The organism is Mycobacterium sp. (assembly GCF_035506235.1).
Classification (GTDB): domain Bacteria; phylum Actinomycetota; class Actinomycetes; order Mycobacteriales; family Mycobacteriaceae; genus Mycobacterium.
In genome coordinates, this window is record NZ_DATJPU010000100.1 from 1 (window position 1) to 15,330 (window position 15,330).

11 protein-coding genes are annotated in these 15,330 nt (G+C 67.0%); 7 read left to right on the forward strand and 4 right to left on the reverse strand.

Going from position 1 to position 15,330, the window contains the following annotated elements; all coding sequences use genetic code 11:
• Positions 1–858: alpha/beta hydrolase family protein (locus VMD50_RS09230; RefSeq protein ID WP_325427032.1), on the forward strand; the 858-nt coding region annotated here is incomplete at its 5' end.
• A 106-nt stretch (positions 859–964) separates the two neighbouring features.
• Complete coding sequence (locus VMD50_RS09235) at positions 965–1,957, forward strand: NAD-dependent epimerase/dehydratase family protein (RefSeq protein WP_325427034.1); 993 nt, start codon at positions 965–967, stop codon at positions 1,955–1,957.
• Positions 1,958–1,981: 24 nt separating this feature from the next.
• Here the strand turns inward: VMD50_RS09235 and VMD50_RS09240 are convergent, their stop codons facing one another.
• Positions 1,982–3,592, reverse strand: coding sequence for a WS/DGAT domain-containing protein (locus VMD50_RS09240; RefSeq protein ID WP_325427036.1), 1,611 nt, complete (start codon positions 3,590–3,592; stop codon positions 1,982–1,984).
• A 620-nt stretch (positions 3,593–4,212) separates the two neighbouring features.
• Between VMD50_RS09240 and VMD50_RS09245 the strand changes: the two genes are divergently transcribed.
• Entirely contained in the window at positions 4,213–5,775 is a 1,563-nt protein-coding gene (locus VMD50_RS09245; protein WP_325427164.1) for a serine/threonine-protein kinase, read from the forward strand.
• Between the two features lie 285 nt (positions 5,776–6,060).
• Here the strand turns inward: VMD50_RS09245 and VMD50_RS09250 are convergent, their stop codons facing one another.
• Positions 6,061–6,453 carry a serine/threonine-protein kinase gene (locus VMD50_RS09250; protein ID WP_325427038.1) on the reverse strand — a complete coding sequence of 131 codons (393 nt, stop codon included), beginning with the start codon at positions 6,451–6,453 and terminating at the stop codon, positions 6,061–6,063.
• A 240-nt stretch (positions 6,454–6,693) separates the two neighbouring features.
• On the opposite strand from VMD50_RS09250, the gene VMD50_RS09255 reads away from it, so the two are divergent.
• Positions 6,694–8,532, forward strand: coding sequence for an AMP-dependent synthetase/ligase (locus tag VMD50_RS09255; protein WP_325427040.1), 1,839 nt, complete (start codon positions 6,694–6,696; stop codon positions 8,530–8,532).
• Positions 8,533–8,544: 12 nt separating this feature from the next.
• Positions 8,545–9,480, forward strand: coding sequence for a 2-oxo acid dehydrogenase subunit E2 (locus VMD50_RS09260; protein WP_325427042.1), 936 nt, complete (start codon positions 8,545–8,547; stop codon positions 9,478–9,480).
• Positions 9,481–9,758: 278 nt separating this feature from the next.
• On the opposite strand, the gene VMD50_RS09265 is transcribed toward VMD50_RS09260, so the two are convergent.
• Positions 9,759–11,180, reverse strand: coding sequence for a CehA/McbA family metallohydrolase (locus tag VMD50_RS09265; RefSeq protein ID WP_325427044.1), 1,422 nt, complete (start codon positions 11,178–11,180; stop codon positions 9,759–9,761).
• Positions 11,181–11,361: 181 nt separating this feature from the next.
• On the opposite strand from VMD50_RS09265, the gene VMD50_RS09270 reads away from it, so the two are divergent.
• Positions 11,362–12,216 carry a phytanoyl-CoA dioxygenase family protein gene (locus tag VMD50_RS09270; protein WP_325427047.1) on the forward strand — a complete coding sequence of 285 codons (855 nt, stop codon included), beginning with the start codon at positions 11,362–11,364 and terminating at the stop codon, positions 12,214–12,216.
• The gene (locus VMD50_RS09275; protein ID WP_325427049.1) at positions 12,213–13,595 is read left to right on the forward strand and encodes an FAD-binding oxidoreductase; all 1,383 of its coding nucleotides are present in this window, start codon (positions 12,213–12,215) and stop codon (positions 13,593–13,595) included. Before VMD50_RS09270 ends, VMD50_RS09275 begins: the two co-directional genes overlap by 4 nt.
• A 223-nt stretch (positions 13,596–13,818) precedes the next feature.
• Here VMD50_RS09275 and VMD50_RS09280 read toward each other — a convergent pair whose 3' ends face one another.
• The gene (locus tag VMD50_RS09280) at positions 13,819–15,303 is read right to left on the reverse strand and encodes a serine/threonine-protein kinase (RefSeq protein ID WP_325427051.1); all 1,485 of its coding nucleotides are present in this window, start codon (positions 15,301–15,303) and stop codon (positions 13,819–13,821) included.
• Between the last annotated feature and the right edge of the window lie 27 nt (positions 15,304–15,330).

Below are 15,330 nucleotides of genomic sequence, written 5' to 3' on the forward strand. Positions count from 1 at the left end.
AAGCGCGTCAGCGGCATGGGACGCACCCACGAGCGGCTGTCCTTCACCAGTGACTACAAGCCCCACGAAGGCGCACCCGGTCGCGAACGCTGGCTGAGCTACACCGGCAACAACCGCGAATGCGCCCTGATGTTCCGGCACCGCCGGCCGCGACCCTGGCTGGTCTGCATCCACGGCGCGGAGATGGGACGCGCCGCGCTCGACCCGATGCTGTTTCACGCCTGGCATCTCTACCGAAACCTCGACCTCAACGTCGTGCTTCCCGTGCTGCCCATGCACGGGCCCCGAGCGTGCGGCCCACCGAAGTTCCCCAGCGAGGACGTGCTCGACGACGTCCACGGCACCGCCCAGGCGGTCTGGGATATCCGGCGCCTACTCTCCTGGATCCGCACGCAGCAGCCCGACGCCGCGATCGGGCTCAACGGCATCTCCCTCGGCGGTCTGATCTCGTCGCTGGTCGCCAGCCTCGACGACGGCCTCACCTGCGCCATCCTGGGCGTGCCGGCGGTCGATCTGGTGAACCTGGTCGGCCGCCATGCCGGCCTCAGCGGCCACGCCGCCCTGCGCCAGACGATGAAATCGGCCGTGCCCCTCGGCCGGATGATCTCGCCGCTGGCACTGACCCCGCGCGTGCCGAAAAAGGGCCGCTTCATCTACGCCGGCATCGCCGACCGGTTGGTACACCCACGCGAACAGATCACCCGACTCTGGGAGCACTGGGGCAAACCCGAAATCCAGTGGTACCCGGGCGGTCACACCGGATTCTTTCGCTCGCGGCGGGTGCAGCGATTCATCGACGACGCGCTGGCGCAGTCGGGGCTTGTCGACCCATCCCGGTCACAACGCAAAAAGTACTGAGCCAGTGGAAGATCCGAGCGCCGGTTCGCAAGCTGCGGGTCTAGCTGTGGAGCTGCTAGCGCATCTGTTCGCGACAAGTGCTGCCGACCGGTAGAGTGACGAATTCGTGCAGATCGCAGTGACTGGTGGCACCGGATATCTCGGTGCGCACATCGTCCGTGGCCTACTGAAGTACGGCCATGAGGTACGGCTTCTCGCCGAGCCCGGCTGGGACAATCCCGAACTGCTGCGCAGGCTTTCGGAACTCGGCTCGATAACCGTGCTAGCGGGCGATGTCCGCGAGTCCGGTACAGTCGCGAGGCTCCTGGACGGAAGTCACGCCGTGCTGCACGCTGCCGGCGTAGTCGGGACTGACAACCGTCGCGAGAAGTTGATGTGGGAGATCAACGCTTATGCGACCGAGGCGATCCTGCGTCAGGCACACGACCGCGGGCTGGACCCGATCGTCACGATCAACAGCTACAGCTCCCTCTTTTCGCCGACGGGCCCGGTGATCGGGCCGGACACTCCGACTGCGGCGGGTAGGTCGGCCTACGCCAAGACGAAGGGCTACGCCGATCGAGCAGCCCGGCGGCTGCAAAACGAGGGTGCGCCCATTGTCATCACCTATCCGTCCAGCGTGGTCGGTCCGGCCTTGATGACAGCCCCCGGTATCACCGAACGGGGCTGGGCGCCGATCATCCGCGCGGGTGTGGCGCCGCGACTGCGGCACGCCGGAATGATGATGGTGGACGTGTGCGACATCGCCGATGTGCATGTCGCGTCGATGCGGCCAGGCCGCGGCCCCAAACGCTACGTGTGCGGCGGCGTGATGCTGAGTTTCGATGAGATGATCTGCGCGCTCGAGGCCGGCTCCGGACGTCACATCAGGCGAATTCCCATGACCGGCGGAATGTTTCGGGCCGTGGGCAGGATCGCGGACGTTGTCGGCGGTCTGCTGCCACTCGGGGCCGGATTCAGCTTCGAAGCGGCACAACTGCTCACCGCGGCGATACCAACCGATGACTCGCGCACACTGGCCGAGCTTGGGGTGACCTGGCATTCGCCTCGCGAGGCGATCATCGCGACGTTCGTGCACCGCAACGGAGAAGAAACCTAACGGGCACCCGAGCCGTGCCGTCGTTCAGGCCGTAACGCCGGGAGTCGCCGCCAGCAACCGGTCGAAGGCGTCGGCGAAGCCGTCCACGATCGTCTCATGTTCGGGCACAAGGGTTTTGTCACAGGCTATGCCCACGGTCACGTCGCCGTTGTAGGTAAAGATGCCGAAGCTCATGGGCTGGTTGCCCGATACGGGTGCCCACCCCACGATGCCCTCCACCTTGCTGCCGGCCAGGTACACCGGCATCGGCGGGCCGGGCACGTTCGTGAGCGTGCCGATCGTGCGGTTGGTGAACAGGTCCACCGACGCCTCATAGATCTGCCGGTTGAACCCGGCGATGGTCTCCTGCAGGCGAAATGCCACGGCCGCCTCGTGGCCGTGCTTGATCCGGTTCATCCGCCGTTTGGCCGCGGCCAGCACTCGGAGGGCATCGGGCTGATCGGTCGGCAGTTCGAGTTGCACGAGGGCGAACTCGTTACCGAGGTTGTCGGGCAGCGCCACGTCGACCGGCTTGAGGTTGACGGGGACCATGAAGGTCACCGCGGAGCAGCGGGCGTGGTGGGCCTCGAGGTAGTCGTGCAACGCTCCGGCGACAGTCGTCACCAGCACGTCGTTGACCGTGCACCGGTTCGCCTTGGCGACGGCCTTCACTTTGGCCAGCGGGATCGGCTCCGACCATGCCACCGCTTTGTCGAGGCCTGCGGTACCCGTCCACAGGGTCGCGTCGTTACGGGTGCCGACCAGCAGTTTGCGGACCGTGTCCAAGTCACCGGGCGCTGACGAGAACACGTCGACCAGCTTGCCGCTGCCCGGCACCGCCGCCCGCATGGTGGAGCGGACGGACTCGGCGACGTCGGACACCGTCGCCCGCGCCGACGTCGTGATCGTGTGGCCGGCGCCCACCGGGTTCTCCAACGCCAGGCGACCAAAGTCGGTGGCATGAGCGAGAATTCGAGGTAGTCCGGCGGTGACCCGTACGACGCCTGCCGCCATGTCCGTCGCCCGTCCGACCGGGTCATCCAGCATCTCATCGAAGACCGACCTCGCGCCCCGCGCCGCGCCCGCCGCCCGTACCGCCGCGGTCCGCAACCGGTCCTTCATCGGCCGTCCCGGCGGGTGCGGCCGCGCCGCGTGCTGCACGACGTCCGGACCACGGATGGGACCTCCGTCGGGCGACGCATCGAACAGGCTCATCGCCAGCTCGACCATGCGCATGCCATCGGCGACGGCGTGGTGCGTCCGCATGATCATGGCGCTACCGTCCCGGTAGCGGTTTACCCAAATGCTTTTCCAGAGTGGCTTTTTGCGGTCGAGCATTTCGGTGTGGTGGCTGGCCACCAGTGCTTGCAACTCGCGGCGGTCGTCGGGGTCCTTCAGGTCCACGATCGTGATGTGCTCGCCGAAGTCGAAGTTGTCGTCGACCTCCCACCACCACGAGCCGTCGCGGTCCTTGACCGCCAGGCTGCGGAACACGGGATAGCGCTTGGTGAGCCGCTCCTCGATGACCTGGCGCACCCGCCCCCAGTCGAGCGGATCGGCAGTCCAGACCACCGTGTCGACGACCATCAGATTGTTAGGACGATCCATCTCCAGCCACAGGGCGTCCTGGATGCCGAGCCGGCGTCGGTCTGCCACCTTGCGCCTCCCAAGAACGATCGACTGCAAGCCCGACGGTGTCCGCGCTTCATTGTCGGCTGATCAAGTCGGCCGCGTCCAGCGGCACTGCTGATGAGTGGCCTGGCTGATGGGCGCAACGGCAACTGTCACATCGGTCACGCGATTGGCCAAGAGCGTCAAATCTCCTGCGCATCTTCGTGTGGCAGCTGTGATTGGAGCGGCCCGCGATGCCGCTGGTTCCTGTGGGACCGAAGTGGTGGGATCGGTTTGCCCGGCCGGATCGACGAACAGTTCTGCGGCAACGGCCGGAGCCGCCGGGCACGCGAGCGACGGGAAGTCGGCCGAGCTCGGCGTAGGGGCGTGGCAGCGGGCGTAATTCGGCGACTGCGCGTCCGTTGCGGGTGGCGATCACGGTGACACGGCGCTGCACCCGGTCCAACACGTCTCCGCCGTTGTTGCCGAGTCACACACGGAACTGACTCCATGAAACACGCCACCGTCCCCGCGTGCCGCCCGTTGTCCGGAGCAACCCCGCAGATTCTGCCGCATCGCATAAATTCAATGCTTCTTGGGCAAACTACTCCCAGGCAGAGTCAAGTGGACGGACACTGAGCGCAGCGAAGAGAAGGAAGGCTGCTGTGAGGTCACTCGTCGGCGGTGCGTTTGGGCGGTACGAGATCAGGCGACTGCTCGGTCAAGGCGGTATGGGTGAGGTTTACGAGGCATACGACACCAATAAGGGCAGAACCGTCGCGCTCAAGTTACTCACGGATCGGTACGCCGAAGACGAGACATATCGTGCGCGCTTCCTGCGCGAGTCCCACGCGGCAGCTGTTCTGCAGGAGCCGCACGTAATCCCGATCCACGATTGGGGAGAGATCAACGGCGTTCTGTACATCGATATGCGGCTGGTCCGGGGACAGACGTTGCACGACATGCTCAAGGCCGGCCCCCTTGAGCCGGAGCGCGCGACCGACATCATCCGCCAGATCGCCGCGGCATTGGACGCTGCCCACGCTGAAGGACTCATCCATCGGGACGTGAAGCCGCAGAACATCATCGTGACGCCGGACGATTTCGCGTACTTGGTGGACTTCGGTATCGCCGAAGCCAAGGGTGACACGCACCTGACGATGGTGGGCTACCAAGTCGGCACCTTCGACTACATGGCCCCGGAACGATTCGGCGACGGGGACGTGACGGCGTTGGTGGACATCTACTCGCTGGCCTGCGTCCTCTACGAGGCGCTGACCGGCGCCAAGCCGTTCCCGGTGCAGAGCGCCGAGCAGGTCATCGGCGCGCACATCTCGTCGCCACCTCCACGGCCGAGCGCCGTTAATCCACGCGTTCCCGCGGCTTTTGACGAGGTCATCGCTCGCGGCATGGCGAAGCACCCGGACGACCGCTACGGCAGCGCCGGCGCGCTGGGACGCGCCGCCAAGCGGGCACTGTCTGCAGACTCGTCGGCGGCGCCGCTCCCAGACACGCTGCTTGCCCCCCAATACATCAGCGGGCCTTCAAGCTATCCGCCGTTCAATGCGCAATATGCTTACCCTGCAGGGGGTCCGACGCCGATCGTTGGCGCCGACCAAGGACGCTCAAGGCGGTTGATCGTGGGGATGACCATCGGGATCGCGGTCGCATTGGTGGGCGGCGCCGGTGTGACGATCGGTCTTCTGGCTCATCGGGACTCCAACACCTCGGAGCCCTCGACGTCATCGCTCGTCACTTACTCCAACCCCGTACCCACCTGGTACCCGACGGAGTCATCCTCAACGACACGGCCAACCCAATTGCCGCCCACGGTGACCTCTGCCCCACAAGATCCAGCGCAAGAGCTCCGGCAGATCGCGAGCGATGACCGGGCTTGGGTGAGCGCGCAACTGGCGGATCGCTGGGTGCCGCAACTCAGTTCCAAGCGCCCCGGGGTCGTCGACAACGGGCAGGTGTGGGACAACGCGATGACGCTACAAGAGCACCTTCAGTTGAGGCAGCGCTACTCGAACGTGAGGCTGCTCCGGTCGGGTGACTGGTCGACGTTTTCAGCGCCGGACTTCTGGGTCACTGTCGCCGGCATCACGTTCGCCGACTCCGCGGGTGCGCTGGCGTGGTGCAGGAACCAGGGATTCGATCGAGACCACTGCGCCGCGAAGATCGTCAGCACGACACATCCGGTTGCGGGGAGTACGGCTTATAACTGAGCCAAGAATCCGGCCGTCACGGATACGACGCAAACGCTAGCTCAGTCGCCCTGTCCGCCTTTGTGTTTCTTGCCCGGGGGACCCGGGTGCGGCGGTGGTGGCGGCGGAGGCTCCACGGTGCTGCTGTGCGTTGTGGTGAGGGCGGTCGTCGGTGGCGGCGACGGAGTGGTGGTGTTGGCCGGCGTAGGCGACGGAGACGACGAGAACGAAGAGTCGAGCATGAACAGCATGAACCCCAGAACGAATAGGGAAATGATCGCCGCGATCCACAGTTTGCGCCGGGGACTATACGGCGCCAGCCGCGCGCCGGCGGGGCGTGCAGGCCGTCATCGCCGGCAGCGGCGCCGTCATCACCCGGGTGGCCGGGCGGACCGGAGCCGGCCCGACGCTGGCTCCGACCAGCGCGGCTCGCATCGCGTTGGCCCGATCGAACCGCCACGCCGGGTCGCGCGCCATCGTACGTTCGATCGTGGCGGCAACGCCCGGCGGCACGTCGGGGCGCAGCGCCACAAGCGGCGGCGGCGACTCGTGCAGGATCGCGTGCGCCAGCGGCCCCAGGTCCTCCTGCGGGAATGGCCGCACCTCGGCCATCGCACCGCGGCCGAGGACGCCGCGCAGCTCGTAGCGGCCGCCCACGACCACACCGGGCGCGTGAGTCTGAGTCCCTTGGAGCTCCATGTCCCGCCTGTCGGAAAGGTGGCCCCCTGCGAGGTCGGGATAACCAATGCCGTCGCTCCTCAAACGGCCGTGGCGTACAGCAGCACAGGTGCCGAGGAATCGACACGACCGTGCTGATGATCCCGAGAAGAGAGCATCGATCCACAATGTCGGGACCTTGTCCCCTTCCGGCCACCCCGTAAACGGCGCACGTTTGGGGTTCCGACCTGGCGGTTTCGCGATCGAAGGAGCGGTACGGAAATGGCCGACGGCGATCCCACGGTGGTTCGACACGAAAGCGGAGTGATGGTATCCACGCTGCCCCAGGCATTTCAGCAGACCGCGGCTTTGAAGGCGGACTCGGTGGCCATCCGGATGGCCGGCAACGACACCGTCGTAACCTGGCCGGAGTACGCCAATCGGGTGCGGAAGATCGCCACCGGACTGGCCGCACTGGGTGTCGAACGCGGCCACACGGTCGGTCTCATGCTGCGCAACCGTCCGGAGTTCCATTTGGCGGACACCGCCGTCATGCACGTCGGCGCGATCCCGTTCTCGATCTACACCACCTCGGCGCCCGACCAGATCCGGTACCTGTTCACCAACGCCGACAACAAGGTCGTGTTCACCGAGAAAGACTTTCTGCCCGCTGTCAAAGCGGCCGGGGCCGACCTCGCCGACGTGATCGTCGTCGACGCCAAGATCGACGGCTGCCTGACCCTCGAAGAGCTCGACGCCTTGGGAACCACAGCCGATTTCGATTTCGACTCGACGTGGCGGGCGGTACGGCCAGACGACGTCGCGACGCTCATCTACACTTCGGGAACCACCGGCCCGCCCAAGGGCGTCGAGCTCACCCACGCCAACGTGATGGCCGAATTCTCCGCGATCGTCGACCTACTCGACCTGCAGCCCGACGACCGGATCGTCTCCTACCTGCCGCATGCGCACATCGCCGACCGGGTGACGGGCCACTACGCCAACATGGTCCTGGGCGTGCCGATGACCGACGTCGATGACCCCCGCGCGATCGCAGACGCGCTGCCCGAGGTTCGTCCCACGGTGTGGCTCGGGGTGCCGCGGGTGTGGCACAAGATCGAGACCGGGATCGAAACGAAGCTTGGCACCGAGGCGACCGGGCTCAAGCGGCGGTTGGCGCTGTGGGCCATCGACACCGGTATACGGGCCGCGCGCCACACATCGGCGGGCAGGCCGCTTTCCCCGTCGCTTGCCCTGCGCCGCGCGATCGCCGACCGCCTCGTGCTGGCCAAGGTGCGCGACGCGCTCGGCCTGGATCAGTTGCGCTGGGGGGTAACCGGTGCCGCCCCCATACCCACCGAAACCATCGAATTCTTCTGGGGTCTGGGCATTCCCGTCTACGAAGTGTGGGGCGAGTCGGAGTGCGTGGGAGGTGCGACCTCCAACCGACCGGGCGCCAACAAGATCGGTTCGGTCGGGCAAGCGCTGCGCAACGTTGAGATCTCGGTGGCAGATGACGGTGAACTGCTGATACGCGGGCCGATCGTGATGCGAGGCTATCGGCACCAGCCGAAGGAGACCGCCGAAGCCATCGACGCCGACGGCTGGCTGCACACCGGCGACATCGGTGCCGTCGACGCGCAGGGCTTCGTCACGATCGTCGACCGCAAGAAAGACTTGATAATCAACGAATCCGGAAAGAATCTCTCCCCCAGCAACATCGAGAAGGCCGTCCAGGCCGAGTCCGCGTTGATCGACCAGGTAGTGGCCATCGGTGACGCCAGGCCCTACGTGACCGCACTCATCGTCCTCGACGGTGAGGCCGCCGCCGCGCAGGCGGAGGCACTCGGCATCGCCGACCCGTCAGCCGCCGCTTTCGCGCAACGTCCCGAGGCAAGGGCATTGCTCACCGCCGCCGTCCTCGAGGGGAACGCCAAACTTTCCCGCGTCGAGCAGATCAAGCGTTTCCTCATCGTCGGAACACCTTGGGAGCCAGGCGGAGACGAGCTCACGCCCACGATGAAACTCAAGCGCAAGCCCATCGCGGAGAAGTATTCGGCGGAGATCGACAAGCTCTACGCCGCCGCGCCGGGGCCGGACGTCGTCAACTTGACCGAGTGACGGAGCTCTCCGATGACCAAGACCACGACGCCCATCCCGACCCCGGTGTGGCGGAAGATCGCCATGGCCACCTGGCGTCCCGGCAAAGACCCGACGATTTCGGCCACGATGGACATCGAGGCGCCTCGACTGCTCGAGTACATCGACAAGGTCCGCGAGGCCACCGGCCAGCACGTCACCCCGGCCCACCTGGTGGGCAGGGCCATCGGCAAGGTTCTGGAAGAACTGCCGGAGCTCAACGGCCGGGTCGTGTTCGGTAGCTTCCTGCCGTCCCCGACCATCGACTGCAGCTTTGTGGTGTCGCTCCGCACAGACCCGACGACTGGCGCCGAGGCCGCCGCGACGGACATCTCGGGAACCGTCGTGCGCCGCGTCAACGAGAAGCCGCCCTGGGTGATCGCCCGGGAGCTTGCCGATCATGTCGCACGCATCCGCCACAACGACGATCCCCTGTTCAAACAAATCAAAGGGGTGGTCAAGTGGCTGCCGCCGTTGGCGCTGCGCCCGGTGGCGCAGGGCATCGGATTCGTCACCGACGTCCTTCAACTGCCCCTTCCGCTGCTGGGTCTGGAGGCTCGCCCCTTCGGCTCGGTGGGCATAACCAACATCGGGACCTACGGCCTGGAAACGGCTTTCGCGCCCATGCCGACGTTCGTCCACCTGCCGATCGTGATCATCGTGGGTGCGGTGAACGACAAGGTGTTGGCCCGCAACGGCAAACCGGTCGTGCGTCCGGTGCTGCCGCTGGCGATCGAGCTGGACCACCGGTTCGTCGATGGCTACCAGGCGGCGGCGATGGCCCGCATCTTCCGCGCGTACCTTGCCGATCCCGCCGCCTTCGACCCCGTTCCCACCTCCACACCGCCGGGCAAGAGGCGCCGTGCCTCCACGCGGACCAAGGCCGTCAGCCCATTATCGGGAAATGGCGCTGAGCCGTCAGGTCTTTGAGTCACTCATGAGCTCGAAGAGCTCGACAATGTTGTCGACGACAACGACGCCGACAGCTGGCGCGCCACAACGTGACCCAACTACACGAGAGGGCCCTACTCGACACATCCGTGGTCATTGACTTCCCGGCCAGTGCCGTTGCCGCGCACGCATCCACGGCCGATCTACTTATTGCGGCAGTAGCCGTCTCCCTCGGGACCCCGCTCGTTACCCGTAAGGAAGCAGATTTCACGGGTATTCACGACAGATTGACCGTCATCGCCGTCCGGTGAGCTTCTTCACACCAGCCACACAGGATTCGTCAGCGCCACCATCGCGCCGAGCGGGCGCCGCTGCGCGTCACGTAGCTCCAGCCGGGCGAAGCTCGCGGACGCGGCGTCGAGCTCCCAGCGCAACATGGTCCGCGCCGACCCACTTACCTTGGCCCGCGCCACGCAGCCCGCGGCAGTGATGAGGGAGGCGGTTGCGCCGGCGGCTCCGGTGATCATGGCGGTGACGGTCGCCGGCGCCCCGGGCGGCACCCGCAGCGTCTGCCCCGGCCCGGCCAGCTCGGCGCCCGCGCGGGACGCGGTGAATTCGACCGTGACAGCGCGTGATCGGGCGATGTACGAGCGGCCGCGCCGCAGCCCGTCGACGAGCCCGGGCACCGACAACTCACGGGCGTGCACGACCGTCTGCGGCGAACCGACCGGTTGGCTACGGGCGTGCGAGTCGCTGCCGGCAACCGCCGCAACCCGGCGGCCCTGACACAGCAGCCGCTGCCACATGCGAAGCGACACTTCGTCGTCGAGGTTCCACCGGCCGTTCCACACCTCGAGCGCGTCCACGTGGTCAAAACCGAACTCCCACAACGACCCCGGCAGCGGCGCGGCGGGATGGGCCGCGACCACCAAGCCGCCCGCCTGGCGGACCCCGGAAGAGAAGCGGGGGAACACCCCGTCGCGCGGCGCGTAGCGCCAATCGACCCAGCCGTCCGGCGGCAGACCGACGGCGAGCCAGTGCCCATGCCTGGTGGTGACCTCCTCGCCGGGCACCACCAGCAGCCCTCCCGTGCGGCACGCCGGCCACACCCGGTTCGCGGAGTTGGTGTTGTGGTCGGTGGAGACGATGAAATCCAGCCCGCTTTCGCGCGCGGCGCTCACCAGTTCACCGGGATCGCGCTGGCCGTCGGAGTGCACGGTGTGCAGGTGCAGGTCCCCTCGGTACCAACCCGCACCGCGGACCGGCGGGGACGGATATGCCACCATGAGGCCGCTTTCCGGGGCGAAACGGCCGCGTTCCAGGCTGACCCGCGCCTGCCACGTCATGCCCCAGGGGCTCAGCACCACCGGACCCAGCGCCACGGCCCACCGCCCGGGCTCGACCGGTCCGGCAAGGTACCCGGGCGTGGCCTCGGCGCCGGAAATGGAAAAGCCGTCGCGGGCTCCGCCAGACCAGCCCCTGAACCCGGCCGCATTCCCCAGGTCGTGACCCGCCGGGCCAAACACGCCCAGGTCCAGCACGTTTCGGATCAGCCCGCCCACCGCGAAGTTGTCATGCGAGGTGGTGACCCGGATCCGCTGCACGCCCAGCGGCACCTCGAACGGCAGGTACGCCCACTGGTCGATCCCGAAGCCGAACCGCCCCGAAAACGCGATGTCGATCGTCTCGCGGTCGCGCTCCTCGGTGACGGATTCGGGTGCGACCATAGCGACACTCACGGCCGTCCTCCCCAATCGGTACACGTTCAGCATCCCGTACGAAGGAGTAACCATCCGTTACTTCGACACGAACTCCCGTCGTCGAGCCACTGTCATTTAAAAGCTGAATTACTTGACCATCAGTCAAGATGGGTTCAGGGTCTGCGTATAGGCGCACATGCGCGGGAAAGGAAACCTATCGATGACCATCGATGACGAGCCCGTCACGACGCTGGAGGACCTCAGGGGTGATTTGGCGGGCCGACACAAGTGGACAGCGAGCAGTGGCGCCTCCGTCGACCACGCGATCGTCGACGCCGACATGGCGGCCCTCGACCGCGACGGCTACGTGATCTGGGAGAACTTGCTCAGCGCGGACGAGTGTCAGCAGATCCGCAATGCGGTCGGCCCCTGGCTCGGGCATACCGGACGCAACTCCTTCGAAGGACGACGCACCCAGCGCATCTACAGCGTGCTGAGCAGGACGCGCGTGTGCGACCGGCTTGTCGATCATCCGCGGGTGCTGGCGGTGCTCGATCGACTACTGATGCCCAATTACCTGCTTTCGGCCTTGCAGGCCATCAACATTCAACCCGGAGAGTCCGCGCAGCTGCCTCACCATGATGACGGGTTCTACCCGATTCCGCGGCCGCGGGCTCCCCTGGCTGCCGCGACGATCTGGGCGATCGATGACTTCACCGCCGACAATGGCGCCACGGTGGTGATGCCCGGCAGTCATCGCTGGGGCGCGCGTCGGCCCGGTCCGGACGATCCCGCGCTGCCAGTCGTCATGCGCGCCGGCTCATGCGTGTTCTTCGTGGGAACTCTTTGGCATGGCGGCGGTGCCAACACGACCGCCGACGCGCGGCTTGCCGTCACGGCCCAATACTGCCAACCGTGGCTGCGACCGATGGAGGCGTTCACACTCTCGATACCGCGCGACGTCGCTCGAACGGTCTCCGATGACATTCAACGCATGATCGGCTACAGCATCCACCCGCCGTTCGTCGGCGCCGTCGACGGCCTGCATCCGTTGCGCCTATTAGGGCAGCCATGACGCCTTCTGCGCGGTTCGCCGAAATCGTCGGCGAGCACAACTTGCTGGCGGGTGACGCGATCCCCGAGGACTATTGGCACGACGAGGTGTTGACGACGGCCCCGCAGCGACCGGCGTACGTCGCCAAACCGGCCACCGCGGAAGAGGTTTCGCAGCTGCTGCGGGCCGCCTCCGAACACAAGATCCCGGTGACGGCCCGGGGCTCCGGCAGCGGCCTCTCCGGTGCGGCGATCCCACGCAGCGACGGGCTGGTGATCTCCTTCGAGCGGATGAACGCCATCCTCGAGGTCGACACCACCAACCAGGTCGCCGTCGTGCAACCCGGGGTGACGCTGACCGAGCTGGACGCCGCGACCGTCGATGCCGGGCTGAACTACATGGTCCGGCCGGGCGAGCTGTCGTCCAGCGTCGGCGGCAACGTCGGCACCAACGCCGGCGGGATGCGCGCGGTCAAGTACGGGATCGCCCGCCACAACGTGCTCGGGCTGCAGGCGGTGCTGCCGACCGGCGAGATCATCCGCACTGGCGGCAAGATCGCCAAGGTGTCCACCGGCTACGACCTGACCCAGCTCATCGTCGGCTCCGAGGGCACCCTGGCACTGGCCACCGAGGTGATCGTCAAGCTGTACCCGCGCCTCGAACACAGCGCCACCGTGCTGGCCCCGTTCGCCGACTTCGACCAGGTGATGGAGGCGGTGCCCAAGGTCCTCGCCAGCGGGCTCGCGCCCTACATCCTCGAATACATCGACAACATGACGATGGCCGCCCTCGCCCATACCCAGAACCTCGAGCTCGGCGTACCCGACAACGTCCGCGACAGCTGCCAGGCGTATCTCGTTGTGGCACTTGAGAACCGCACCGCCGAAAGGCTGGACGAGGACGTCGAGCGGGCCGGTGAGCTGGTGGTCGAGCTGGGTGCGGTCGACGCCTATGTGCTGGAAGGGCTTTCGGCGCGTAAGCTGATCGAGGCGCGCGAGAAGGCCTTCTGGACGGTCAAGGCGATCGGCGCCGACGACATCATCGACACGGTGGTGCCGCGCTCGGCGATGTCGAAGTTCCTCGCCGGCGCGAGGGGTATGGCGTCCGAAGCCGGCGGCGCCGCGGCCGGCTGCGGGCACGCTGGCGACGGAAACGTGCACCTGGCGATCATCTGCAAGGACCCGGAGAAAAAGAAGAAGCTGCTGACCGAGATCTTCGCGCTTGCAATGGAATTGGGGGGCGCGATCTCCGGCGAACACGGCCTCGGCCGCGCCAAGACCCCGTACTTCCTCGAGCTCGAAGACCCGGTCAAGGTCGACCTGATGCGCCGCATCAAGCAGAGCTTCGACCCGGCGGGCATCCTCAATCCGGACGTGCTGTTCGGCGCGGATGAGGCATGAGCACTACGCTAAATCCCTTGCGTCACAAGAAGTTGGGGATATACCTAGTTGTCCGCCTCTGAGCGACAACTGAGGACCCCTCGTCGCCTCGTCGCCTCGTCGCCTCGTCGGAAATTGTCGCAAATTGTCGCTATGAGGTGGACACACAGGGTGTCTCTTCCGCGAGAGGCCACTGTGGTCAATGTGACTTTCTCGGCCCGGGACCCAACCACCCTGAAGTGGCCTAGACCGCCGAAGCGTATTCCAGCACCGGCTCCGAGGAGTCGACGTGACCGTTACTGATGATCCGAAGCCGCTCCGGGCGCACCTCGTAGCGAACCCCGTCGGCCGGGTTGGTGACGTCGAATCCGTCCGACGAGCGCACCGCGTCCGTCAGCTCGATGTGGGCGCCATCGCGTATGCGCTCGCCCCGGTAGTAGAAACTGTCGGGCGCGCCCTGGCACACCACCGCGAGTGACTGCGCGGTGCGCACCACCGCGGCGGGAGGGCTGCCCGGGTCGCACCGCGCCGTGTGCCCGACGAAGCCCAGGCCGTCGGCGCCCTGGACGGGCCGCGACAGCGACGGCGTCTTCGCCGTCGACGCGGTCGGGGGTGCCGCCGACGCGGTCTGGGGTGACGAACGGTTGCGGGTACCACCGAGAAGAATGAAGGCGGCCGCGATGACCGCGGCGACCACCAGCAGGATCGCCGCCGCCCCGGCAACGACGAGGGGAGCCCGGGCGAGAACCGGATTGGCCGGCCGCTGCGCCTCCGGCGCGGGCGGCGGATACGGGCTGTACCCGGTGTCGTCCGGGTTGGGGTAGGCCGTCGAGAACGGCCTGGTGCGTGACGGCGGGCTGGGCGGCGTCGCAGGTGGGGGCGGTGGCTGGGCCGACGGTGTCAGCCCGAAAGCCGCCCTGGCCAACTCACCCGCGGACGAGAATCGCGCGGCGGGGTCCTTGGCCATGCCCCGGGCAATGACGCCGTCGAATGCCTTGTCGATCCCCCGGCGCATGATGCTCGGCCGGGGCGGCGGCGAGAACAGGTGGGCGCTGATCAGCTGCGGGATCTCCACGCCCTCGAACGGCGGTTGACCCGTGAGGCACTCGTAGAGCACGCACGCCAGCGAGTAGACGTCGGTCTGCGGGCCCACCCACGTGCCGTTGAATCGTTCGGGGGCCATGTAGGCGCACGACCCGATCAGCGGGCCGCCCGCCGTCACCCTGGGATCCCCGCCGGCGTAGGCGATGCCGAAGTCGACCAGGTACGCGAAGTTGTCGTGGGTGAGCAGCACATTCTCCGGCTTCACATCGCGGTGCACCAGCCCGTCGGCATGCGCCGCGTCCAGCGCGGCCGCCACCTGCGCCGTGATCGCCGCCGCCTGCGAGGGTTCGAGCGCACCCCGCTCGCGCAGCAGGTCCTTCAGGCTGCGGCCGTCGACCAGGCGCATGTCGATGAAGAGCACTCCGTCGATTTCGCCGAAGTCGTGCACCGGGATGACGTGGGGTTCCTGGAGTCGCGCCGCCAGGCGCGACTCTCGCCGGAAGCGCTCCCGGAAGCTCGGGTCTGCCGCCATCTCGGTGCGCAACAGCTTGAGCGCGACCATCCGGCCCTTGCGCGTGTCGGAGGCCCGGTACACCTCGCCCATTCCGCCCGTGCCGATCAGTGATCGCAGTTCGTAGGGCCCGAATCGGGTGCCGGGACGCGAGCGGCGGTACGTCGAAAACACGTGGCGGTCCTTTCGCGGCGTGGGGCG

What these genes read in the sequence shown, in the direction of transcription:
- VMD50_RS09250 (WP_325427038.1), bottom strand. Translation starts at nt 6,453, where the DNA reads ATGGAGCTCCAAGGGACTCAGACTCACGCGCCCGGTGTGGTCGTGGGC.
- VMD50_RS09255 (WP_325427040.1), top strand. Translation starts at nt 6,694, where the DNA reads ATGGCCGACGGCGATCCCACGGTGGTTCGACACGAAAGCGGAGTGATG.
- VMD50_RS09260 (WP_325427042.1), top strand. Translation starts at nt 8,545, where the DNA reads ATGACCAAGACCACGACGCCCATCCCGACCCCGGTGTGGCGGAAGATC.
- VMD50_RS09270 (WP_325427047.1), top strand. Translation starts at nt 11,362, where the DNA reads ATGACCATCGATGACGAGCCCGTCACGACGCTGGAGGACCTCAGGGGT.
- VMD50_RS09275 (WP_325427049.1), top strand. Translation starts at nt 12,213, where the DNA reads ATGACGCCTTCTGCGCGGTTCGCCGAAATCGTCGGCGAGCACAACTTG.